Raw genomic sequence first — 22,872 nt, 5'->3', positions numbered from 1 at the left:
CATCGCCCTCAGGGGCGCGGGGAACTGCGCGACCAGCCACACTCCACCCGCACCCGCCGACGGGCAGGCGCCCCCACTTCGGAAGGCGCCCCCGAGACCGACGGAGTCACTTCGCCCGGTCGAAGTCCACCGCGCTGTACGCCCGCAGCTTGCTCAGCCGGTGCTCGGAGTCGATCCGCCGCACGGTGCCCGACTTGGACCGCATCACGATCGAGTCGGTCGTGGCCGTCTGCGACCGGTACCGCACCCCGCGCAGCAGCTCGCCGTCGGTGATGCCGGTGGCGACGAAGAAGACGTTGTCCCCGGAGACCAGGTCGTCGGTGGTCAGGACGCGGTCAAGGTCGTGCCCGGCGTCGATCGCCCGCTGGCGCTCCTCGTCGTCCTTCGGCCACAGCTTGCCCTGGATCGTGCCGCCCAGGCACTTCACCGCGCAGGCCGAGATGATGCCCTCGGGGGTGCCGCCGACCCCGAGGAGCAGGTCGATGCCGGTGCCCTCGCGCAGCGCCAGGATGGAGCCGGCCACGTCGCCGTCGGAGATGAGCTTGATCCGGGCGCCGGTCTCCCGGACCTCCTTGATCAGCCCCTGGTGGCGGGGCCGGTCGAGGATGACGACGGTGACGTCCTCGGGCGTGCGCCGCTTGGCCTTGGCGATGCGGCGGATGTTCACGGAGACCGGGGCGTTGATGTCGACGAAGTCCGCCGCCTCCGGGCCGGTGACCAGCTTGTCCATGTAGAAGACCGCGGACGGGTCGAACATGGAGCCGCGCTCGGCGGCGGCCAGCACCGCGATCGCGTTGGTCATGCCGTTGGCCGTCAGCGTGGTGCCGTCGATCGGGTCGACGGCGATGTCGACCTCGGCGCCGGTCCCGTCCCCGACCCGCTCCCCGTTGAAGAGCATCGGGGCCTCGTCCTTCTCGCCCTCGCCGATGACGACGACGCCGTTCATCGAGACGGTGTGGACGAGGGTCCGCATGGCGCGCACGGCGGCACCGTCGGCGCCGTTCTTGTCACCGCGCCCGACCCAGCGGCCGGCGGCCATGGCCGCGGCCTCGGTGACCCGCACCAGTTCCATGGCGAGGTTGCGGTCGGGGGCCTCTGAGGGGACGTCCAGCTCGGACGGCAAGTGATGCTCGGTCATCGGAGCGCACCTTTCTGATACGACGACGGCCGGATGAGGGTATGGCCACGACTCTATCGTCAGTCCGACAAAATGAGCAGGGGACCCCACGTTTGAGCGGATCAGGCACCTGCGACGATAGGGGGCGTGGCAGGTATGAAAGGCAAGCAGAAGTCGGCCCGGGACATGATCCTCTCCCTCGGGCTCATCGTCCTCGCGGCGGGCGTCATCTGGATCTTCATCCCGCACGACGACGGCGAACCGGACGTCAAGCGGGTCGACTACCGGGTGGAGCTGCTGACCGCGCAGCGCGCCGCGTCGTACCCGGTGGCGGCGCCCGAGGGGCTGTCCGAGGACTGGAAGCCGACCTCGGTCCGCTTCCAGGGCGACGACTTCGACGCCTGGCACCTGGGCTTCCACGCCCCGGACGGCCAGTACGTGGCGGTCGAGCAGTCCACGCAGAAGCCCGCCTCCTTCATCGAGGACGCCAGCCAGGGCTCGCGGGCCACCGAGCGCACCGAGGAGATCGGCGGCCGCACCTGGACCCGGTACACCGGCGGCCGGTACGACGCGCTGGTGCTGGAGGGCGACTCCGCCATGAAGGGCGCGACGACGGTCGTGGCCGGCACCGGGTCGTTCGAGCAGCTGGGGAAGATGGCGGCGGCGCTGAAGCTGGCGTGAGCCCCCGCACGACGCAGCCCCGCACGGCGAAGCCCCCGGCCGCTGGGCCGGGGGCTTCGCCGTGGGTCCGTGCGGACCGGGCCGGTGATCAGACCGTCGTGACGACCTGCTCGTAGGTCAGGCGCGGGGAGCGCGGGAACCAGGCGTCCGGGCCCGGACGGCCGATGTTGACGACCATCAGCGGGGTGTGGTCGTCGTCCAGGAACTCCTTGCGGACGCCCTCGAAGTCGAGGCCGGTCATCGGGCCCGCGGCCAGGCCGGCGGCGCGGACGCCCACGATGAAGTACGCGGCCTGGAGCGCGGAGTTCAGCAGGGCGGCACCCTCGCGCGCCGGGCGCTCGCTGAAGAAGGCGTCCTTGGCCTGCGGGAAGTGCGGGAAGAGCTGCGGCAGCTCGTCGTGGAACTCGTTGTCCGCCGAGAGGATCGCGACCAGCGGCGCGGCGGCCGTCTTGGGCCGGTTGCCCTCGGCCATGTGCTGGACCAGGCGCTCGCGGGCCTCGGGGGAGCGGACCAGCGTGATGCGCAGCGGGGACTGGTTGAAGGCGGTCGGGCCGTACTTGACCAGGTCGTAGATCGCCTGCATCTGCTCGTCGGTCACCGGCTCGTCGGTGAAGGTGTTCGCGGTGCGGGCCTCGCGGAACAGCAGGTCCTGGGCGGCGGGGTCAAGAACGAGAGACATACGTGATCTTCCTCGGTGGTGCGTCGGCCTCGTGCCCGTCGGGCGCCGGGAGCCGTTGACCGTGACGACGCTACGGCAGAGAAGTTCAAGTTTCAACCAAAAGGGGAGTGTGGTGATCCGCTTCACACCACCGCCCGGGTGACGGGGGTCTGGCGTATTCGGGGGCGGGTGTGTCGGGAGGGGGAGGTTCATGCGGGGTCCGCCTATATGACCGTGTGAAATCTATGTCAAATGGTGATGTAACCGGACTCACGGTCGCGGTCGTCGGACTCGGCTACGTCGGACTGCCCACCGCGCTCGCCCTCTCGGACGCCGGCGCCACGGTCGTCGGCATCGACAGCAGCCCCGCGCGGCTGCGCGCCATCGCCCGCGGCGCCGTGGACCTGCTCCCGCTGCACCACGCGCAACTGGCCTGCGCCTCGGCCGGCGACCGCTTCCGGCTCACCCCGGACCCCACCGCCGTACGTTCGGCGGACGCCGTGGTCATCTGCGTCCCCACCCCCGTCGACGCCCGCCGCGAACCCGACCTCACCGCGCTGGCCGCCGCCTGCGCCTCGGTGGTCGAGCACGCCGTCCCCGGCCAGCTGATCGTGCTCACCTCCACCAGCTACGTGGGGACCACCCGGGACCTCCTCGTCGAACCGCTGAGGGCCCGCGGGCTCACCGTCGACGAGGACGTCTACGTGGCCTTCGCCCCCGAGCGGATCGACCCCGGCAACGAGCACCACACCCCCGAACGCACCCCCCGCCTGGTCGGCGGAGCCGGACCGCACAGCACCCGCGCGGCCGCCGCCCTGCTGGCACCGACCGCCTCCCTGGTCCGCACCGTCGCCGACCCCGAGACCGCCGAGATGGCCAAGCTCTGGGAGAACACCTACCGCGCCGTCAACATCGCCCTGGCCAACGAACTGGCCGACGCCTGCCACTCCCTCGGCCTGGCGCCGGTCCCGGTGATCGAGGCGGCGGCGACCAAGCCGTACGGCTTCATGCCGTTCTACCCCGGCCCCGGAGTCGGCGGGCACTGCATCCCCTGCGACCCCCACTACCTGCTCTGGCAGCTGGGCAAGGTGCGGCAGCCGGCGCCCCTGGTGGCCACCGCGCTCGCGGCGAACAGCGACCGGCCCGCGCGGATCACCGAACGCGCACTGGACCTGCTCGCGGAGCAGGCCGTCCCCGCGCGGGGCGCCCGGGTGCTCCTGATCGGCGTCGCCTACAAGGAGGGCGTCGCGGACGTCCGGGAGAGCCCCGCGCTGGAGATCCTCGCCGGTCTCGCCGCGGTCGGCGCGGACGTCGCCTACTGCGACCCCCTGGTCCCCTCGCTCCGCACCGCGTCGGGCCCCCTGGACCACGTGCCCGACCCGCACACCCGCGCCTGGGACCTGGTCGTCCTGAACACCGTGCACACCGTGCACGACCTGGCCTGGCTGCGCGCCGCCGACGCCCCGCCGGTCCTCGACACCCGCCAGCGCGGCCCCGTGGCGCCCCGCCCCGCCCCCGCCGCCGAGGTCACCGCATGACCGTCCTGCGCACCGGCCGAGTACCGGCCCGCCCCGCCCCCGCCGGCCCCCGCCACCGCCTCCGCACCCGCCTGGACGCCCTCGACCCCGGCGTCCGCCGCGACGTCGTACGCCTCCTCAGCCTCCTCGCGCTGCTCCCCCTCCTGCTGCTCCTGGCCCGCGCCGCGGTCCGCCTCCCGCACTCCTTCGACCTGCTCACCCTCTACGGCCTCACCGTCCTCGCCGGCACCGTCTGCCTCCTCCACCTCGCCTACAGCCGCTACGACGACCCGGCCGTACGCCCCCTGCGCTCCCGGCCCCGCGACGCCGACGCCTTCCCGGCGCTGCCCGCCCGGCCCCGCGTGAGCTTCCTGCTGGCCGTGCGCAACGAGCGCGCGCACATCGAGGACTGCGTGCGCTCCATGGCCGCCGTCGACTACCCGGACCTCCAGATCGTCGTGGTCGACGACGCCTCCGACGACGGCACGCCCGAGGTGCTGGAACGCCTCGCCGGGGAACTGCCCTTCACCCTCGTGCGGCTGACCGAGAACCTCGGCAAGAAGGGCGCGCTGGTCCGCGCCTGCGCCCTCGCCGACGGGGACGTCCTGCTGTTCACCGACTCGGACTGCGTCGTGGCGCCCGACGCCGTGCGGACCTGCGTCGACGCGCTGGTCCGCCACCCGGAACTCGGCGCCGTCAGCGGGCACTGCCGGGCGCTCAACACCGACGCCGGGCTGCTGGCCCGGGTCCAGGACATCTGGTACGAGGGCCAGTTCCGCGTCAGCAAGGCCGCCGAGGCGTCCTTCGGCTCGGTGTCCTGCGTCTCCGGACCGCTCGCCGCCTTCCGCCGCGAGGCGATCTACAACTACCTGCCCGCCTGGGCCGAGGACCGCTTCCTCGGCGCCCCCTTCCGCTTCGCCACCGACCGCCAGCTCACCGGCTACGTCCTCGGCCAGGCCTGGCGCGGCCGCGCGCTCAAGGAACGGCACGCCGACTCGCCGTTCGTCCGCGACCACGACTACCCCGAGCTGCGCTGGCGGGTGGGCTACACCCGCTCCGCCCGCGTGTGGACCCGGGTGCCGTCGCGGCCGGCCGCCTTCCTGCGGCAGCAGATCCGCTGGAAGAAGAGCTTCATCAGGAACCTCTTCTTCACCGGCGCCTTCATGTGGCGCCGCGGCCCGGGCGCCGCCGCCCTGTACTACGGCCACGCCCTCTGGGTGATCGCCGCGCCGGTGCTGGTCGTACGCCACCTGGTCTGGGCCCCGCTGCACCTGGCCGGCCTGCTGACCCTGCTGTACCTGGGCGGGGTCGTCCTCAAGGGCTGCGTGTGGGGCGTCGCCTACCGGTTCGACCACCCCGGTGACCCCGCCTGGCGCTTCCGCCCCCTGATGAGCCTGCTCTCCTGCTGCGTACTGGCCTGGCTGCTGCCGTACGCGCTGCTCACCCTGCGCCGCAACGTCTGGTCGAGGAGTGCCGCATGAGGAACGTCCTGCACGGCCTCGGCCGTGTGCTCGCCGTCGGCGCGACGCTCGCCGTCATCGCGCTGGTGTACCTGTTCGTCATCACCCGCGGACGCCCGCTGTGACGCGCGCGCAGTCCCGCACCGGCCGGCGCCGGCCCCTGCTGCGCGCCGCCCTCGCCGTGCTCACGGTGACCGTGGTCGCGCTGCCGTTCGCCGCCGCCCGGCAGTACGACACCTTCCGCCGGACGGTCGCCCAGCAGTCCGCGCCGCCCGGGAGCGGGGCGGCCGGGACGGACGCCAAGGCCGCCCCGGCCGGCGGCGCGCCCGTCGTCCTCGCCTACCACGACGTCGGCCCGGGCGCCTCCAGCCGGTACACCGTCTCGCCGGAGGACTTCGACGCCCAGCTCGGCGCCCTGCGCGAGGCCGGCTACCGCACCCTGTCCACCCGGGAGTTCACCGCCTTCCTGCGCACCGGCCGCACCCCCGCGCCCCGCACCGTCTACCTCACCTTCGACGACGGCACCCACGGACTGTGGGTGCACGCCGACCCGCTCCTGGCCCGGTACGGGGTGAAGGCGGCGGCCTACCTGATCACCGGCCAGGTGGGCACCCACCGGCCGTACTACCTCTCGTGGGCCGAGACCCGGCGGATGGCGGACTCCGGGCGCTGGGACTTCCAGGCGCACACCCACCTCAGCCACGAGCGCGCTCCGGTCGACGCCGCCGGGCACGAGCGGTCGGCGTTCACCAACCGGCTGTGGCGGCCCGGCGACGGGCGCGTGGAGACCGGCGAGGAGTACCGCCGCCGGATCGCCGCCGACCTCGACCGGTCGGTCGGCGACCTGACCGGGCACGGCCTGCCCCGGCCCGAGCTGTTCGCCTACCCCTTCTCGGAGCGGCTGGAGGAGTCCAACCTGGGCCGGGGCGGTGCCGACGCCCTGCGCTCGATGCTCCGGGCGCGCTTCACCGCCACCCTCACCAACAGCACGGCGCGGCCCCTGCCCCCGGGGCGGCGCGCGGCCGCCGCCGGGCAGGTGCAGCGCCTGGAGGTCACCCGGGACACCACACCGGCCGGCCTGCTGCGCGCCATGGCCCGCTGGGCGCCGGTGGCACCGGCCGACGCCGACCGGCCGCTGTCCCACCCCGGGCACTGGCGGGCGACCGGTGACACGGAGGGCGCGGGACCCGGCACGCTCACCGGCGCCGTCCGCCCGGCGCCCGGCACGGAGTACGTCTCGGCCGCCTACCGCCCCCTGGCCACCGCCGACTGGACCGCCTACAGGCTGCGGGCCTCCGTGGCCGGGCTGCGCGGCACCTCCAACGGCGCGGGCATCACCCTGCGCGAGGGCAGCGGGCACCCGGTGGCGCTCTCCGTGGGCCGCAACACGGTGAGCCTGACCGAGGAAGGACCGCGCGGCACCGCCGACTCCTGCCGGCCGGCCCCGGCCGCGCGGCACACGGTCACGGTGTCGGTGACGTCCGAGCGAGTGCGGGTGACCGTGGACGGCGACACCTGCGCGACGGTCGGCGCGGCGGGACAGCGGGCCGCGGAGCTGGCCGGGGGCTTCTCCCTCAGCCTGCGCAACGCCGGGCCGCAGCGGCAGTGGCCCCGCTTCACCGCACTGAAGATCGAGTGACGCACGTCACGCGCGGCCGCCGATCACATCCTTCGCCGGGCGCGGTCATAGAGGGCACACGTCAACACTCGTGGACGTGAGCCTCGCACCCAGGGAGCGCATCGACATGACCGCCACCGCGAAGGGCCCCGCCTCCTACTTCCCGTCCATCGAGAAGAAGTACGGCCGCCCGGTCGCGGAGTGGAAGGACCTCATCCGCTCCTCGCCGCTCACCAAGCACATGGAGCTCGTGGCCTGGCTCAAGACCGAGCACGGTCTGGGCCACGGGCACGCCAACGCGCTGGTCGCGCACACGCTCGCGGAGGACACGGCGAAGTAGGGGGCGGGAGAGGGCCGAAGGGCAGCTAGAGGGACCCGTCCTTCTCCCGGTCCTCCTCCTCGTCCTCCTCCGCCTCCTCGGCGAGGGCCGCGTCCAGGCGGGCCCGGGCACCGTCGAGGCGGCGGCGGCACACCTTCGCCAGTTCCTCGCCCCGCTCCCACAGGGCGAGGGACTCCTCCAGCGTCGTACCGCCGGCCTCCAGGCGCCGGACGACCTCGATCAGCTCGTCCCGCGCCTGCTCGTACCCGAGCGCCTCGGACATGGCCGTCGGCTGCTCCACCTCGCTGGTCATCCACCCACCCTATGCGTCGACTCGTACGGAGAAATCGCCCTCGGCGACACGCGCCCGCAGCGCCTCGCCCGGCTCCACCTCGCCGGGGTCCCGGACGGCGTGCCCGTCGGCGCGCTGGAGTACGGCGTACCCCCGCTTGAGGGTCGCGGCGGGGGAGAGCGCCACCACGCGCGCGTGCGTGTGCGTCAGCTCGGAGTCGGCCCGGTCGAGATGGTGCCGCAGCGAACGGCGGCCACGGTCCAGCAGCGCCGTCACCTGCTCCGCCCGCTCCTCGGTCATCCGGTGGGGATCCTGTATCGACGGCCGGGCCAGCGCGTGCGCCAGCCCCCGCTCCTCGCGGTCGACGAACGCCGCCACGCACCGGCGGGCGCGGTCGCGCAGCAGCCGGACCCGCTCGTACTCCTCGCCGACGTCCGGCACCACCTTCTTCGCCGCGTCGGTCGGGGTGGAGGCGCGCAGGTCGGCCACGTGGTCCAGGAGTGGATTGTCCGGTTCGTGCCCGATCGCGGAGACGACCGGCGTACGGCACGCGGCGACCGCGCGCACCAGCTGCTCGTCGGAGAAGGGCAGCAGGTCCTCGACGCTGCCGCCGCCGCGCGCGACGACGATCACGTCCACGTCCTCCCGCGCGTCCAGCTCCTTGACCGCCTGCACCACCTGCGGCACGGCGTGCACGCCCTGCACCGGCACATTGCGCACCTCGAAGCGGACGGCGGGCCAGCGGTGCCGGGCGTTCTCCAGGACGTCGCGCTCGGCCGCCGAGGCGCGGCCGCAGACGAGGCCGATCAACCGCGGCAGGAACGGCAGCGGCTTCTTCCGCTCCGGCGCGAAGAGCCCCTCCCGCGCGAGCGCCTTCTTCAGCTGCTCCAGCCGCGCCAGCAGCTCCCCGACGCCCACGGGCTTGATCTCGGCGGCCCGCAGCGACAGCTGCCCGCGCGGCGCGTACCACTCCGGCTTTGCGTGCACGACCACCCGCGCGCCTTCGCCGACCACGTCCGCCACCGCGTCGAACACCTGCCGGTAGCAGGTGACGCTCACGGAGATGTCGTACGAGGGGTCGCGCAGCGTCAGGAACACCACGCCCGCGCCCGGCCGCCGCGACAGCTGCGTGATCTGCCCCTCGATCCAGACCGCGCCGAGCCGGTCGATCCACCCCCCGATCAGCCGCGACACCTCACCCACGGGCAGCGGACTCTCGGGAGTCGAGTTAACAGCCATGCGCCCGAGCGTAACGGCCGGGTACGACATCCCTGCGGGGCTTGAGCGACTGGGGGCTCGGCACGCACGCGTGCGTACCGCCGGCGGCAGCCGTGCGGGGCGCCCCGCTTCCGCGCGGGCGGGGGGGCGCTTCCCACGCACGCGCGCGTGCACGGCGCCGGGTGAGCGGACCGGGGGCGGGTCCGCCTGCCGACGGACGCGTCCGGGCATTCGTCGTGCCCCGACGGACGCGTCCGGGCACGCGTCCGGGCACGCGTCGTGCGTGCGGACACGGACGGGCCGGTCGGCGGGGTGCAGGGGCGTGGCCGCCGGCGCGCGGTGCCCGCACGGCGTGGCCGTGAGCCGGTGCGGGGCCCAGCCCCCGCAGGTCCGGCCGGAGCCCACGTGCCGGGGCCGGCCCGGTCCGGCGGGCGCGGACGCGCGTACACCCGCGAGGCGCGCAGGCGGACCGTCCTCGTCGTGGTGCGCACGCCCGTCGCGGTCGTCGTCGCCCGCGCCGGCCGACGGCGGGTCGGCCCGGCCGGGGCGCCGTGCCGGGCCCGGCGGGCGTGGGCGCGCTGCGGCCTGCGCGAGGCGCGCGTGGGGGTCGCAGCGCGTCGGATCCTCGTCGCGGGCGTCGTCCACACCGCCGTGCGCGGGTCACGTCCGCGCCGCGCGCCTCCCGCGGGCCTGCGCCGCCAGGACCACCAGGCCCACCGCCAGCCAGATCGCGCCGACCACCTGCGCCGAACCGGACGCCTCCACGATCACGGCGACGGTGATCGCCGCGCCCAGGACCGGCACCACCAGGTGCTTCCACCAGTTCACCGGCGCGTCCCCGCGCCGCCGGACCACGAACCAGCCCACCACGCTCGCGTGCAGCAGCGTGAACGCGGTCAGCGCGCCGACGTCGACCACCGAGACCAGGTGGTCGAGGCCGTCGTCCCGGCGCGCCGCCCACACCGCCGCCACCATCGTGATCACCGCCGAGACCAGGATCGCCACGCGCGGCACCCCGGAGTCGGTCCGCGACAGCACCCCCGGCAGCCGCCGGTCGCGGCCCATCGCGAACAGCAGCCGCCCCGCCGCCGCCTGCCCGGCCAGCGCCGCGAACGCCGCACCGATCGCCTTGCTGACCGCGACCAGGTCGTGCAGCCACGTGCCGACCGACGCGTCCACGGCGTCGTAGAAGGCCGACCCCTGCCGCTCCGGCTCCGCCGCCAGCTGCGCCGACGACACCGGCTCCAGCAGCGCCACCAGGTACGTCTGCGCCACGAAGAGCACGCCGGCCAGCGCCAGGCAGAACAGCAGCGCCCGCGCCACCTTCGCCGACCCGCCCGTGACCTCCTCGGCGAACGTCGCGATCGCGTCGAAGCCCAGGTACGAGAGCACGGCCACCGAGACCGCGCCGACCACCGCGGACAGCGCGAACGCCCCCTGCGTCCCGTCACCCGCCAGCGGCGACAGCCAGTCGCGCGCGGCCCCGTCCCGGGCCAGGACCACGATCGCCGCCACCACGAAGACCAGCAGGACCACGATCTCCATGGCGAGCACCAGGAAGCCCACCCGGGCCGCCGCCCGCACCCCCCACAGATTCAGCAGCGTCGTGACGACCACCGCGATCGCCGTCCACACCCACCGGGAGACCTCCGGAACCAGCGCCTCCATCGCGATCCCGGAGAACAGGTACGCCACCGCCGGGATCAGCACGTAGTCCAGCATCGCCATCCAGCCCGCGATGAACCCCGCCCCGTTGCCGAGCCCCACGCGCGCGTACGCGAACACCGACCCGGCCTGGGGGACCACCCGCACCATCTGCGCGTAGCTGAATGCGGTGAACGCCATCGCGACCGTGGCGACCACGTAGACCAGCGCCACCGCGCCGTGCGACTTGGCGTCCAGCGTGCCGAACACCCCGACCGGCGCCATCGGCGCGATGAAGAGCAGGCCGTAGACGACCAGGTCCCTGAAGCCCAGAGTGCGCTTCAGCCGCTGTTCCCCATCGGCCCCCGGGGCCGTCGTACCGGTCTCCGCCATCGTGCCTCCGCCAGCGTCTCGGGCTCCGCCTCGAACTGCGTCTCGAACTCCGCCTCGGAACGTTCCCGCCAGTCTCCCCGGCAACGCGGGACCCACGCGATCTTTGAGCCGCCGAACGCGGCCTTACGATGGGTGCCATGACTGCTTCGCCTGGCCGCCGTGTCCTGCTCGCCGCCCCCCGTGGCTACTGCGCGGGTGTGGACCGCGCCGTGATCGCCGTCGAGAAAGCCCTGGAGCAGTACGGCGCTCCGGTGTACGTCCGGCACGAGATCGTCCACAACAAGTACGTCGTCCAGACCCTGGAGAAGAAGGGCGCGGTCTTCGTCGAGCGGACGGAGGAGGTCCCCCCGGGGAACATCGTGATGTTCTCCGCGCACGGCGTGGCGCCCGTCGTCCACGAGGAGGCCGAGCGGGGCCGCCTCGCCACCATCGACGCCACCTGCCCCCTCGTCACCAAGGTCCACAAGGAAGCCGTCCGTTTTGCGAACGACGACTACGACATCCTCCTGATCGGCCACGAGGGCCACGAGGAGGTCATCGGCACCTCCGGGGAGGCCCCCGACCACATCCAGCTCGTCGACGGTCCCGAGGACGTCGCGAAGGTCGAGGTCCGCGACCCGTCCAAGGTGGTGTGGCTCTCCCAGACGACCCTGTCCGTCGACGAGACCATGGAGACCGTCGACGCGCTCAAGGACAAGTTCCCGCAGCTCATCTCCCCGCCGAGCGACGACATCTGCTACGCCACGCAGAACCGCCAGCTCGCGGTCAAGCAGATGGGCGCCGAGGCCGACCTGGTGATCGTCGTCGGCTCGCGCAACTCCTCCAACTCCAAGCGGCTCGTCGAGGTCGCCAAGCAGGCCGGCGCCCGCGAGGCGTACCTCGTGGACTTCGCCGACGAGGCCGACGAGGCCTGGCTGGAGGGCGTGACCACGGTCGGCGTCACCTCCGGCGCGTCCGTCCCGGACATCCTGGTCGAGCAGGTCCTGGAGTGGCTGTCCCAGCGCGGCTTCGAGGACGTGGAGATCGTCAAGGCCGCCGAGGAGTCGATCACCTTCTCGCTGCCCAAGGAACTCCGCCGCGACCTGCGCGAGGAGGCCGCGAGCCTGGTGGCGGAGCGGGGCGGCTCGGGTACCGCCGGGGCGTGACCGTCAGTCGCAGGCCGTAACGTGGGTGCCATGCAGATCTTCGGCGTGGACATCGGCGGATCCGGGATCAAGGGCGCTCCTGTGGACCTCGACAGGGGCGACCTGGCCCAGGAGCGCTGCAAGGTGCTGACCCCGCAACCGGCCGACCCGGACGGTGTGGCCGACGGCGTCAAGGAGGTCGTCGAGCACTTCGGCTGGACCGGACCGGTCGGGCTCACCTTCCCCGGCGTGGTGACCGGCGGCGCCATGGTGCGCACCGCGGCCAACGTCGACAAGAGCTGGGTCGACACGGACGCGCGGAGCCTGTTCTCGGAGCGCCTGGGCGGCCTGGACGTCACGGTGGTCAACGACGCCGACGCGGCGGGCGTCGCCGAGATGAACTTCGGCGCCGGCCGCGGCCGGCAGGGCACCGTCATCCTGCTCACCTTCGGCACGGGCATCGGCAGCGCCGTCTTCCACGGCGGCGTCCTCGTCCCCAACACGGAGCTGGGGCACCTGGAGCTGGACGGCCACGACGCGGAGAAGCGCGCCTCCAGCAAGGTCAAGGAAGACCACGACATGTCGTGGGAGCAGTGGGCCCACCGGGTGCGCAAGTACCTCGCCCACGTCGAGATGCTGTTCTCGCCGGAGCTGTTCATCATCGGCGGCGGGGTCAGCCGCAAGTCCCAGAAGTTCCTGCACTACATCGAGGGCATCCAGGCGGAGATCGTCCCCGCCCAGCTCCAGAACAACGCGGGGATCGTCGGCGCGGCGATGCACGCGTCCGGCTGACGCCGGCCCCCGCACCGCCCGCCGCGGGTCACACCGGCGGGCGGTTCCGGGCGGCTGCGGCCCGCCTGCGCACCAGCCGGATCCTGCGCACGAGCACCGTGACGCCCGCGACGAGCGTCCCGCCGTAGAGCCACCCGGCCTCGGTGGCCAGCGCGGTCACGATCCCCATCAGGCGCCCGCCGACACCGCCGTCCCCGGTCTCGGCCACCGTCACCAGGCCCACCGCGAAGGCGATCGGCACCACGATGGGGGCGGTCAGCAGGTCGCCCCGGCGCACCCAGACCGCGGTGAGCAGGCAGACCGGCACGAACAGCACGCCGTAGACGGTCAGGGACGCCCCGAACAGCAGGTCGTCGAGGTAGCCGAGCAGGACCATCACCGCCGCGCAGAACAGTCCACTGCCCAGACCGGTCAGCCGCGGATTGGGCATCGAGCGCAGGGCGCGCACCGCGCGGGCCGGCGGCGACTCGGGCCGGCCGGGGTCGCGGGGGGCGGCCGCCCGCCCCGGTCCGGCGGCCGCCCGCGGCACCGGCGGCCGCCCGACCGGCCGGGCGGCAGCGGCGCCGCCTCGCCCCTGCGGGGGCAGCGGGGCCCGGCTCCGTCGCGGTCCGTACTGCGCAGGTCGCGTCCTGTGTTGCTCCACTGGACCAACTTAGGTCGTTTTATGTGCCGAATAGGCCGACAGACACGCCGTCGGCTGGAGCTGGCCAAGCGTTCGACAGGGCGCACCGGCCGTATCGGCCACCCCGTAGACTGGTGGATCGGCCCTGCCTGGCCCGCCCCACCCTCCGCACCCTCACGTACGGGAAGTCGCAACGTGTCGCTCACGATCGGAATCGTCGGTCTGCCAAATGTCGGCAAGTCGACCCTTTTCAACGCCCTGACCAAGAACGACGTGCTCGCGGCCAACTACCCGTTCGCCACGATCGAGCCCAACGTCGGCGTCGTGGGCGTCCCCGACCCCCGCCTGACGAAACTGGCCGAGATCTTCTCCTCCGAGAAGGTCCTCCCGGCCACGGTCGACTTCGTGGACATCGCGGGCATCGTGCGCGGCGCCAGCGAGGGCGAGGGCCTGGGCAACAAGTTCCTCGCGAACATCCGCGAGTCCGACGCGATCTGCCAGGTCATCCGCGCCTTCAAGGACGAGAACGTCGTCCACGTCGACGGCAAGGTCTCGCCCAAGGACGACATCGAGACGATCAACACCGAGCTGATCCTCGCCGACCTCCAGACCATCGAGAAGGTCCTCCCGCGCCTCCAGAAGGAGTCCCGGATCAAGAAGGACGTGGCTCCCAAGGTCAAGGCCGTCGAGGAGGCCAAGGAGATCCTGGAGAAGGGCGACACGCTCTTCGCGCACGGCATCGTCCAGGGCACCGAGCGCAACGAACTCCTGCACGACCTGCACCTCCTCACGACCAAGCCCTTCCTCTACGTCTTCAACGTCGACGAGGACGAGCTGACCGACGAGGACTTCAAGAGCGAGCAGCGCGCCCTGGTCGCCCCCGCCGAGGCGATCTTCCTCAACGCCAAGCTGGAGTCGGACCTCGCCGAGCTGGACGAGGACGAGGCCCTGGAACTCCTCCAGTCCGTCGGCCAGGAGGAACCCGGCCTCGCCACCCTCGCCCACGTCGGCTTCCGCACCCTCGGCCTCCAGACCTACCTGACGGCCGGCCCCAAGGAATCCCGCGCCTGGACCATCAAGAAGGGCGCCACGGCCCCCGAGGCCGCGGGAGTCATCCACACCGACTTCCAGAAGGGCTTCATCAAGGCCGAGGTCATCTCCTACGCCGACCTCGTAGAGACCGGCTCGGTCACGGAGGCCCGCGCGAAGGGGAAGGCGCGGATGGAGGGCAAGGAGTATGTGATGCGGGACGGGGATGTGGTGGAGTTCCGGTTCAACGTCTAGCCCCGGGCCGACCAGGCCCGGCCTATCCTGCCCCCGTGTCCCTCAGCTTCGAGACCCGTCACTCCGACTCCTCCTGGGTCGACGTCGTGTGGACTTGCCGGAGTGAGCGGGTCACCGGGATGACCTCCGTGGCCGGGGTGCGGTTGGGGCTGGTGTTCTGGGAGCAGGGCGGGCGGGCGTTCGCGGGGGTCACCGGGCCCGAGCTGCGGGCCGGGACGGCGGCGGTGCCCGAGGGGGCGGTGTTCACCGGGATCGAGTTCGCCGTCGGGACGTCGTTGCGGGCGGTGCCGGCGTCCGTGCTGGGCGAGGGCGGGGTCGCGCTGCCCGACACCACGCGGCGGACGTTCCGGCTCGACGGCGGGCGGTGGGAGACGCCGGGGGCCGATGACGCCGAGGCGCTGGTGGAGCGGCTGGTGCGGGCCGGGGTGCTCGTGCGTGATCCGGTCGTCGCCGAGGTGCTGCGGGGTGGTCGTCCTGACGTGTCGGGGCGTACGGTCGAGCGGCGGTTCCGGGCCGCCACGGGGCTGACCCGGGGGGCGGTCCGGAAGATCGAGCGGGCCCGTGCGGCCGCCGAGTCGCTGGCGGCCGGGGAGCCGGCCGCCGACGTCGTCACCAGGCTGGGGTACTTCGACGAGCCGCATCTGGCGCGGGCGCTGAGGGCCTGTGTCGGGCGTACCGCGGGGCAGTTGCGCGAGGGCGCCGGCGGGCCGATCGCGCTCGATCTGCAAAGCGCCCGGAGCGACGCCCAGAGCGCCGCCCTGATCAGCGCCTGACGTCGTAGACCAGCTTCAGGATGCCGTTCGAGTAGCTCTGCGACTCCCGCAGCGTCAGCATCTGCTTGTCGCGGTCGGACCGGCCGAACAGGCTCTTGCCGGCGCCGAGCAGCGTGGGGAAGACGAGCAGGTTGTACTGGTCGATCAGGCCCGCGTCGGACAGGCGCCGGGCCAGTTCCGCGCTGCCGTGGATGAAGATCGCGCCGCCCTCGCCCGCCTTGAGCGCGGCGACGTCCTCGGTCGAGCGCAGGACGGTCGTCGGGCCCCAGCCGTCCACCAGGGCGTCGTCGGAGAGCGTCGTCGAGACCACGTACTTGGGCAGGTCCTTGTACGCGGCGTGGTCCTCCGAGCCGGGCCAGACCGGTGCGAACGCCTCGTAGCTGCGTCGTCCGAACATCAGCGCCGTCGTGTCGGCCAGTTCCTCGCCCTTCAGCGACCAGGCCTCCGGCACGAACTCGAGGTCCTTGAAGACCCAGCCGCCGCTGCGGTGCTCCTCGGTGGGGCCGCCGCCGGGCGAGTCCACGACGCCGTCGAGCGACATGAAACCGGTGTAGACCAAGTCGCGCATGGTGCTGTCTCCCTCAGGGATCACGGTGGTCGGCGAGCTGTCGGGTTCACCGTAGAGCGCGGGCGCGGGCTCGTCTTGTACGGAAACGACAGCCGGCCCGGCGGGACGGGTCAGGCGTCCGTGCCCGTCTCGTCCGCGCCCTCCACCGGGTCGCCCACCGCCCCGCCGGTCGCCCTGCGCACCGCGTTCGCGATGAGCGAGGCCGCGTCGGAGAACTCCCGCGGGTCCACGCCGTCCAGAAGGGCGGCGCCGATGTACTCGTTGATGACGCGCAGCGCTGCGGACGCGGCCGCGGCGTGCAGGCGTACGTCGAGGTCGTCGGGCTTGCCGTCGAGGCGCGTCGCGATGATCTCGGCCATCTCGTGCTCGACCTGGTCGCAGGCCATGAGCCAGGCGGTGCGCAGCGCCGGTTCCGAGTCGGCGAGGCGGATCATCCGGATGCCCAGCGCGGTGTCGGCCTGCTCCAGCGCGGTGGACTCGCGGCCGAACCGGTCGGCCTCTGCGGCGAAGTGGTCCTCCAGGGAGAGGTGCGGGGGCCAGCTGCGCAGCGTGGACATCTCCCAGGCCACGCTCTGCGTCACGATCGGCTCGGCGCAGCTCTCCTTGCTCCGGAAGTGGCGCCAGATCGTGCGCGTGGACAGGCCGACCGCCGCCGCGATCTGGTCGCCGCTGGTCGCGTCCACGCCCTGCTGCCAGAACAGGCGGGCGGCCTCGCGGGAGATCTCCAGGCGCACCCTGCGGCGCCGGTGCTCGCTCATGCCGCCCCGGCCGCGCTCCGTCGATGTCTCGGCGGTCCCCATGCTGCTCCTTGCTCACACTTGTGCCTCAAGTGCCAGAATGACATTAAGTGACGCCAAATGCCAGGCTCGGCCGCGGGGACGCGCGGCGGGCCTCCCGGACGGGTAACTACACCGTCGCTGTCGGCGCGCGCCGCTGTCACTAAATGACACCTAATTCGGCTCCCATGCTTGCGTGCCGGTTCACTCGATGCCACCCTGTCACTAAGTGACGCACGGGTTCGTGATGCGTCCCCAGACGAACCGGAAGAGCTGATCACCATGAACGACGTCAAGCACCAGGCGACCGGCAACCCGACCGCCACTCCGACCGCTCCCCGCGCCAGGCCCACCGCGCTCGAACAGGCCGGGGGCACCAAGGGCCTCGTCTACGCGGCCCTGCCCGTCGTGGCGTTCGTCCTCGCCAACAACTACCGAGGCCTCAGGGCCGGCGTCACCGCGGCCGTCGTGGTCGCCGTCGCCATCGCCATCGAGCGCCTCCTGCGCAAGGAATCGCTCCAGCCCGCCCTCGGCGGCCTGTTCGGCGTCGCGATCGCCGCCGGAATCTCCTGGTACACCGGGTCCGCCAAGGACTACTTCCTCATCGGCATCTGGGCCAGCCTCGCCGGTGCCGTCGTCTTCCTGGCCTCCGTACTCGTCCGCAGGCCCCTGGCCGGCGTGCTGTGGAACTCCGTCACCGGCAAGGGCGGTGCCTGGCGCGCCGACCGGCGTTCGCGGCGGTACTACGACATCGCCACGCTGACCCTGGCCGCGATCTTCGCCGCCCGCTTCGCCGTCCAGCAGTACCTGTACGAGAGCGACGAGGTCGGCTCCCTGGGCTTCGCGAAGGTCATCATGGGCTACCCCCTGCTCGCCGTCGGACTCCTCGTCGTCGCCTGGGCCGCTCGCCTCTCCGACAAGCGCCTCAAGGCCGCCGGGACGCGGTCCACCGGTCGCGCCTGACCTGAGCACGGGCGGCGACATGAACGGCGGACGCGGGGCGGGGGGTCCCGGCGCCGACGCGGCGCGTCGCGACCGGCTCCGGATGAACATCTCCCGGGAGGCGTGCCGCCTCTTCTGGGAGCGGGGGGTGGACGCGACCACCGGCGACCGGATCGCCCGCGCGGTGGGCGTGTCCACCCGCACCGTCTGGCGCCACTTCCGCAACAAGGAAAGCTGCGCCGAACCCATCGTGACCCGCGGCGCGGCATGGGAGACGGCCGTACTGCGCCGCTGGCCGCCGCACCTGTCCCTGGAGGAACACCTCGCCGCCGAGGCCCACCGCTACGCCCGCGCCGCCACCGACCTGGACCGGCTGGACGACCTGCTCGCGACGCGGATGGCCGTGCTGGCCGCCACCGAACCGGCCGTGCGCACCGCCTGGTTGATGGCCCGCGACCAGGCCCGCAGGGAACTCGCCGAGGCGATCGCCCACCGCACGCGCCGGCCGCCCGACGACCTCCAGGTGCTGCTGTACGCCGCCGCGGCCTCGGCCTCCGTGCGGGTCCTCCACGAGACCGTCGGCGCCGCCCTGCTGACGGGTGCCGACCCCGAGGACTTCGCCGACACACCGCACCGGGTCGCCCGCGCCGTCCGGAGTGCCACGGGGGGTGCGGTCGGTGATCCGACGGAGGCGGTCTGAGGCCTGACGGCCGGAAGGCCGGAAGGCCGGAAGGCCGGAAAGCAGGACGGCCGGGCCGCGGGCCCCGTCACCGTCCGCCCGCGGTACCCGCCTCCCCGCTCACCTCCCCGTGACCCCGTCGATCAACTCGCGCAGGATGTCCGCGTGGCCCGCGTGGCGGGCGGTTTCCTCGGTCATGTGGGTGAGGGCCCAGCGCACGCTGGGCGCGGACTTGCCGGGGGCGTGGCGGGGAAGGGGCGCGGCGAGGTCGGTGCACGCGTCGAGGACGGCGTTCGCCCGCTCGACGGCTTCGCGGTAGCGGGCCACGACGTCGGTGACGCTGTCCTCGGGCGCCGCCCGGAAGGTGGCCTGCCAGTCCCGGACCTCCGCGCCGAGGAAGAGGGCGCGCTCGACCTGGGTGAGGTGATGGAGCAGCCCGAGCAGATTGGTGCCGGAGGCCACCGCGGCCGTACGGACCTGCGGTTCGGGGGCGCCGTCGACCTTGCCGGCGACCGAGGCGCGGAGGTAGTCGAGGAAGCCGCGCAGGGTCTCGGCCTCGCTGCTACCGGTGCGCGGCGGCGGGGTGTCGCGGCGACGGCCGCGTCGGGTGGCGGGGGGCATGGTGGCCTCCTTGGTCGGCTTTGGTGAGGGGGCAAGGTGATCGGCCCGGTCGGGGTGGGGCGGGGCTTGCGACGCAGTGGTCCCCGGCATTCACCGCCCCGTCGATCGGGCCTCGGTCTCAGGTCCCGGCCGCTCTCACGCGTCGCGCCGCACGAGCAGTACATGGTCGACGACCTCGGCGGTGCGCCCGCCGGGGCCCGTCGCACGGCGGTGCGGGGAGTCGGCCCGTTCGACCCGGAAAGCGGCCGAGTCGAGGCCGATGTCCGCCGCGACCTCCCGGGGGCCGGGGTACCGGGCGTCGGGGTCCTGGTCCCACGACCACGGCGCGGTCGAGCCGTGGTCGACGACCAGCAGCCGTCCGCCCGGACGCAGCGCGTGCGCGGCCGTGCGCAGGAGGGCCGCCCGGTCCAGGCCGAAGGGCGTGTGCAGGTAGTGGGCGGTGACCAGGTCGAACCGGCCCTCCGGGAAGGACGCGCCCAGGTCGTGCCGTTCGGCGGTGACCAGGTGGCCGAGATCCTGTGCGCGGGCGTGCGCGGCGAGCCGGTCGGTCGCCACCGCCGAGATGTCGACGGCCGTCACCCGCCAGCCCCGGCGGGCGAGCCACAGCGCGTCGCCGCCGTTGCCGCACCCGAGGTCCAGCGCATCGCCGGGCGGCAGGTCGGCGACCGACTCGACGAGCCGCCGGTTGGGCGGCGCGTCGTCCGCGGCGGGCCGGGCCGCGTAGAGCCCGTCCCAGAAGGTGACCTCGTCGGTGGCGTCCATCGGAACTCCTCGCTCGGCAGCGTGTGTCGTGATGCCGCCAGTCTCGGCACGCACCCGGGCGGCTGGCACGAAAACTTGCCGTTGTGGCAAGGTGGCCGGATGGACGCCCCGACGGACGCCGGAACCGACGACGTGCTCGACGCCGTCGGCCCCAGGCTGCGCGCGCTGCGCCGGGACCGGGGCATCACCCTCGCCCACCTCGCGACGGCCACCGGCGTGTCGGAGAGCACCCTGTCGCGGCTGGAGAGCGGCCGGCGCCGGGCCACCCTGGAACTCCTGCTCCCGCTCGCGCGGATCTACGGCGTCCCCCTGGACGACCTCGTCGGCGCACCGCGCACGGGCGACCCCCGGATCCACCTGAAGCCCGTCCGGCGCTTCGGGATGGTCTTCGTGCCCCTTTCCCGGCGGCCCGGCGGCACCCAGGCGTTCAAGATGATCATCCCGAGCCGGCCGGCGCCGCTCGAACCGACCCCGCAGACGCACGAGGGCTTCGAGTGGCTGTACGTGCTCAGCGGCCGGCTGCGGCTGCTGGTCGGCGAGCGCGACCTGACGCTCTCCTCCGGTGAGGCCGCCGAGTTCGACACGTCCCTGCCGCACTGGCTGGGCAGCGCCGACGGCGGCGCGGTCGAACTGCTCGTCCTCTTCGGGCTGCAAGGGGTACGCGCGCATGTGCACAGCGGCTGAAGGGCCGACCGGGGGAGCGGCCGCCGGACGGCCGGGAGGGGGCGCGGTACCGGATGGGGCGCGATGAGCGGGAGGCGGTCGCCCGCGGCACGCGGCTGCACGAGGCGGCCCGTTCGCTGGCCGGTGACCACGAGCGGGCCGTCGACGCGGTCCGGGCGGCGCTGAAGCCGCTGCACGACGAGGCGGTCGAACAGGCCCTCGACGCCATCCCGGTGGCCCGGTTGCAGGACGTCACCGGCGGGCGGCTGCGGCTGGGGGCCGTCGAGAAGAGCGGACTCGCCACCGTCCGCGCGGTACTGGACGCCGGCCCCTACCGGTTGCGGCAGATCCCCGGCGTGGGCCAGCGCACCGTCGATCAGATCGTCGCCGCCGCACGGCAGTTGGCGGAGGCCGCGGGGGAGGCGGCCGCCGTGCACCTGGACGTGGACCGGCCCGAGCCGCGGACGACGGCCCTGGTCGCGGCCCTGCACGTGCTGGTCGGCGCGGGACCGGAGGCACGGCGCGCGCTCGACACGGCGGCCGGGCTGGTCCGGCGGCTCGACCCGCTGCTGGCCGAGGCCCGGCCCGCCGCCGGGCGGATCGGCCTGCTGCTGGCCGGGCGCGAGCGGAAGGCCCGCGCGCTGGAGGCCGTCGCCGGGATCCGCTCCCTGACCGAGGAGGCGGAGCGCGACGGCACGCCCGAAGTGCTGGCCCAGGCCTCCGTGGACCTGCTGCGCGGACCGGCCGGCGACCTGGCGGCCTGGACGGACTTCGAACTGCGCTCCGCCGAGTACTACGGCGTGCTGGGCGAGATCGCCGGACACACCTCCGACACCGCGGCGGCCGAGGGCTTCCTGCCCGACGACATCGCCGAGCGGGTGCGCGGACTGCGGCTCGACGACTCCCGGCGCCGGGTCTCCCTGCGCGGCTACCAGGCGTTCGGCGCGCGCTTCGCGCTCGCGCGGCGCCGGGTGATCCTCGGCGACGAGATGGGGCTCGGCAAGACCATCCAGGCCATCGCGGCCCTGGCCCACCTGGCGGCCGGCGGGCACACGCACTTCCTGGTCGTCTGCCCGGCGAGCGTCCTGGTCAACTGGACGCGCGAGATCGAGGCCCGCAGCACCCTGCCCGTCCGCCCGCTGCACGGCCCCGACCGGCGGGACGCCTTCGCCGACTGGGGGGCGCGGGGCGGGGTCGCCGTGACCACCTTCGACTCCCTGCGCGGGTTCCCGGACCCCGGTGGCGACGCGGGCGGTCCCCCGGGCGGCGAGCCGGAGGGCGGCGGCCCGGACCGGCCGCCCGCACCCGCGATGCTCGTCGTCGACGAGGCGCACTCCGTGAAGAACCCGCAGGCCCTGCGGTCGCAGGCGGTCGACCGGTGGGCCGCGCGGTGCGAGCGCGTGCTGTTCATGACGGGTACGCCGATGGAGAACCGGGTCGCCGAGTTCCGCAACCTGGTCCGGATGCTCGACCCGGAGGTGGCCGACCGGCTGGGGGACGGCACCGGGCTGACCGGCTCGGTGGCCTTCCGCCGGGCGGTCGCCCCCGTCTACCTGCGCCGCAACCAGGAGGACGTGCTCACCGAACTGCCCAGCCTCCAGCACACGGACGAGTGGGAGGAGCTGAGCGCCGCCGACGAGGACGCGTACCGGGAGGCCGTGCGCGAGGGGAACTTCATGGCGATGCGCAGGGCGGCGTACGCCCGGCCGGAGAAGTCCGCCAAGCTCGGCCGGCTCCGGGAGATCGTGCGGGAGGCCGGGGAGAACGGGCTCAAGGTCGTGGTCTTCTCCAACTTCCGCGACGTCCTGCGCGTGGTCGAGGCCGACCTGGCCGCCGCCGACGGCGCCGAACCGCGGCCGTACGGGCCCGTGTTCGGTCCGCTCACCGGCGCGGTGCCGCCCGCCCGCAGGCAGTCGCTGGTCGACGGGTTCACGGCCGTGACCGGTCCGGCGGTGCTGCTGGCGCAGATCCAGGCGGCGGGGATCGGGCTCAACATGCAGGCCGCGTCCGTGGTGATCGTGTGCGAACCGCAGATCAAGCCGACCATCGAGCACCAGGCGGTCGCGCGCGCCCACCGCATGGGCCAGGTCAGGCCCGTGCGCGTGCACCGGCTGCTGGCCGCCGGCGGGGTGGACGAGCGGATGGTGCGGCTGCTGGAGCGCAAGACCCGCCTGTTCGACGCCTACGCCCGGCGCAGCGCGGTGGCCGAGGCGACGCCGGACGCCGTGGACGTGTCGGACACGGACCTGGCCCGGCGGATCGTCGAGGAGGAGCAGGCCCGGCTGGGCGTCGACGACGAGCGCACCGCGCCGTCCTGACGGCGCGTCGCCCCGGCGGGTCGACCCGGAG

At 73.6% G+C, this 22,872-nt stretch carries 23 protein-coding genes; 13 read left to right on the top strand and 10 right to left on the bottom strand.

Annotation, left to right across the window (positions count from 1 at the left end; all coding sequences use genetic code 11):
• Positions 1-106 precede the first annotated feature (106 nt).
• Complete coding sequence (gene glpX / locus IE108_RS04650; RefSeq protein WP_064729621.1) at positions 107-1,138, bottom strand: class II fructose-bisphosphatase; 1,032 nt, start codon at positions 1,136-1,138, stop codon at positions 107-109.
• 126 nt (positions 1,139-1,264) lie between these two features.
• On the opposite strand from glpX, the gene IE108_RS04645 reads away from it, so the two are divergent.
• The gene (locus tag IE108_RS04645; protein ID WP_064729622.1) at positions 1,265-1,798 is read left to right on the top strand and encodes a DUF4245 domain-containing protein; all 534 of its coding nucleotides are present in this window, start codon (positions 1,265-1,267) and stop codon (positions 1,796-1,798) included.
• Between the two features lie 88 nt (positions 1,799-1,886).
• On the opposite strand, the gene IE108_RS04640 is transcribed toward IE108_RS04645, so the two are convergent.
• Entirely contained in the window at positions 1,887-2,477 is a 591-nt protein-coding gene (locus IE108_RS04640; protein WP_064729623.1) for a malonic semialdehyde reductase, read from the bottom strand.
• Positions 2,478-2,701: 224 nt separating this feature from the next.
• Between IE108_RS04640 and IE108_RS04635 the strand changes: the two genes are divergently transcribed.
• From IE108_RS04635 to IE108_RS04620, 4 genes are all read left to right on the top strand, one after another.
• Positions 2,702-3,994 carry a nucleotide sugar dehydrogenase gene (locus tag IE108_RS04635; RefSeq protein WP_064729624.1) on the top strand — a complete coding sequence of 431 codons (1,293 nt, stop codon included), beginning with the start codon at positions 2,702-2,704 and terminating at the stop codon, positions 3,992-3,994.
• Entirely contained in the window at positions 3,991-5,454 is a 1,464-nt protein-coding gene (locus tag IE108_RS04630) for a glycosyltransferase family 2 protein (protein WP_064729625.1), read from the top strand. Before IE108_RS04635 ends, IE108_RS04630 begins: the two co-directional genes overlap by 4 nt.
• Positions 5,455-5,554: 100 nt before the next feature.
• On the top strand, positions 5,555-7,072 hold the full coding sequence (locus tag IE108_RS04625) for a polysaccharide deacetylase family protein (protein ID WP_064729626.1): 1,518 nt from the start codon (positions 5,555-5,557) through the stop codon (positions 7,070-7,072).
• Positions 7,073-7,178: 106 nt separating this feature from the next.
• Entirely contained in the window at positions 7,179-7,391 is a 213-nt protein-coding gene (locus IE108_RS04620; protein ID WP_064729627.1) for a DUF4287 domain-containing protein, read from the top strand.
• Between the two features lie 25 nt (positions 7,392-7,416).
• Here the strand turns inward: IE108_RS04620 and IE108_RS04615 are convergent, their stop codons facing one another.
• The 3 genes from IE108_RS04615 to IE108_RS04605 all read right to left on the bottom strand — a co-directional run bounded on the left by IE108_RS04615 (position 7,417) and on the right by IE108_RS04605 (position 10,917).
• Positions 7,417-7,683, bottom strand: a complete 267-nt coding sequence (locus tag IE108_RS04615; protein WP_064729628.1) for an exodeoxyribonuclease VII small subunit — start codon at positions 7,681-7,683, stop codon at positions 7,417-7,419.
• Between the two features lie 9 nt (positions 7,684-7,692).
• Entirely contained in the window at positions 7,693-8,901 is a 1,209-nt protein-coding gene (gene xseA, locus IE108_RS04610) for an exodeoxyribonuclease VII large subunit (protein WP_064729629.1), read from the bottom strand.
• Between the two features lie 639 nt (positions 8,902-9,540).
• Positions 9,541-10,917: an APC family permease gene (locus IE108_RS04605; RefSeq protein ID WP_064729630.1), complete on the bottom strand. Its 1,377-nt coding sequence runs from the start codon at positions 10,915-10,917 to the stop codon at positions 9,541-9,543.
• Between the two features lie 128 nt (positions 10,918-11,045).
• On the opposite strand from IE108_RS04605, the gene IE108_RS04600 reads away from it, so the two are divergent.
• A complete protein-coding gene (locus IE108_RS04600) occupies positions 11,046-12,062 on the top strand; it encodes a 4-hydroxy-3-methylbut-2-enyl diphosphate reductase (RefSeq protein WP_107420265.1) in 1,017 nt (338 codons plus the stop codon).
• A gap of 30 nt (positions 12,063-12,092) precedes the next feature.
• Positions 12,093-12,833: a polyphosphate--glucose phosphotransferase gene (ppgK, locus tag IE108_RS04595; RefSeq protein ID WP_064729632.1), complete on the top strand. Its 741-nt coding sequence runs from the start codon at positions 12,093-12,095 to the stop codon at positions 12,831-12,833.
• 28 nt (positions 12,834-12,861) lie between these two features.
• On the opposite strand, the gene IE108_RS04590 is transcribed toward ppgK, so the two are convergent.
• The gene (locus tag IE108_RS04590; protein ID WP_064729633.1) at positions 12,862-13,476 is read right to left on the bottom strand and encodes a DUF6542 domain-containing protein; all 615 of its coding nucleotides are present in this window, start codon (positions 13,474-13,476) and stop codon (positions 12,862-12,864) included.
• Positions 13,477-13,650: 174 nt separating this feature from the next.
• Between IE108_RS04590 and ychF the strand changes: the two genes are divergently transcribed.
• Positions 13,651-14,739 carry a redox-regulated ATPase YchF gene (gene ychF, locus IE108_RS04585; RefSeq protein WP_064729634.1) on the top strand — a complete coding sequence of 363 codons (1,089 nt, stop codon included), beginning with the start codon at positions 13,651-13,653 and terminating at the stop codon, positions 14,737-14,739.
• A gap of 35 nt (positions 14,740-14,774) precedes the next feature.
• Positions 14,775-15,512 carry a helix-turn-helix domain-containing protein gene (locus tag IE108_RS04580; protein ID WP_064729635.1) on the top strand — a complete coding sequence of 246 codons (738 nt, stop codon included), beginning with the start codon at positions 14,775-14,777 and terminating at the stop codon, positions 15,510-15,512.
• Here IE108_RS04580 and IE108_RS04575 read toward each other — a convergent pair.
• Positions 15,502-16,080 carry a dihydrofolate reductase family protein gene (locus IE108_RS04575; protein WP_064729636.1) on the bottom strand — a complete coding sequence of 193 codons (579 nt, stop codon included), beginning with the start codon at positions 16,078-16,080 and terminating at the stop codon, positions 15,502-15,504. The genes IE108_RS04580 and IE108_RS04575 overlap by 11 nt on opposite strands.
• Before the next feature lie 110 nt (positions 16,081-16,190).
• Complete coding sequence (locus tag IE108_RS04570; protein WP_064729637.1) at positions 16,191-16,880, bottom strand: TetR/AcrR family transcriptional regulator; 690 nt, start codon at positions 16,878-16,880, stop codon at positions 16,191-16,193.
• A 258-nt stretch (positions 16,881-17,138) separates the two neighbouring features.
• On the opposite strand from IE108_RS04570, the gene IE108_RS04565 reads away from it, so the two are divergent.
• Both IE108_RS04565 and IE108_RS04560 read left to right on the top strand, forming a co-directional pair.
• The gene (locus IE108_RS04565; protein WP_064729638.1) at positions 17,139-17,819 is read left to right on the top strand and encodes a DUF3159 domain-containing protein; all 681 of its coding nucleotides are present in this window, start codon (positions 17,139-17,141) and stop codon (positions 17,817-17,819) included.
• A gap of 82 nt (positions 17,820-17,901) precedes the next feature.
• The gene (locus tag IE108_RS04560; protein ID WP_229851600.1) at positions 17,902-18,498 is read left to right on the top strand and encodes a TetR/AcrR family transcriptional regulator; all 597 of its coding nucleotides are present in this window, start codon (positions 17,902-17,904) and stop codon (positions 18,496-18,498) included.
• 99 nt (positions 18,499-18,597) lie between these two features.
• On the opposite strand, the gene IE108_RS04555 is transcribed toward IE108_RS04560, so the two are convergent.
• Positions 18,598-19,098, bottom strand: coding sequence for a DinB family protein (locus IE108_RS04555; protein WP_064729640.1), 501 nt, complete (start codon positions 19,096-19,098; stop codon positions 18,598-18,600).
• A gap of 135 nt (positions 19,099-19,233) precedes the next feature.
• Positions 19,234-19,860: a class I SAM-dependent methyltransferase gene (locus IE108_RS04550; RefSeq protein WP_064729641.1), complete on the bottom strand. Its 627-nt coding sequence runs from the start codon at positions 19,858-19,860 to the stop codon at positions 19,234-19,236.
• Between the two features lie 99 nt (positions 19,861-19,959).
• Between IE108_RS04550 and IE108_RS04545 the strand changes: the two genes are divergently transcribed.
• Entirely contained in the window at positions 19,960-20,544 is a 585-nt protein-coding gene (locus IE108_RS04545) for a helix-turn-helix domain-containing protein (protein WP_064729642.1), read from the top strand.
• Positions 20,545-20,597: 53 nt separating this feature from the next.
• Positions 20,598-22,841, top strand: coding sequence for a DEAD/DEAH box helicase (locus IE108_RS04540; RefSeq protein WP_064729643.1), 2,244 nt, complete (start codon positions 20,598-20,600; stop codon positions 22,839-22,841).
• Positions 22,842-22,872 lie beyond the last annotated feature (31 nt).

Origin of the sequence: Streptomyces parvulus (genome assembly GCF_014648855.1) — a bacterium.
In the GTDB taxonomy this organism is placed as follows: Bacteria; Actinomycetota; Actinomycetes; order Streptomycetales; family Streptomycetaceae; genus Streptomyces; species Streptomyces parvulus.
The sequence above is the reverse complement of the archived record's forward strand: the minus strand, read 5'-3'. Positions and strand labels throughout refer to the sequence as shown.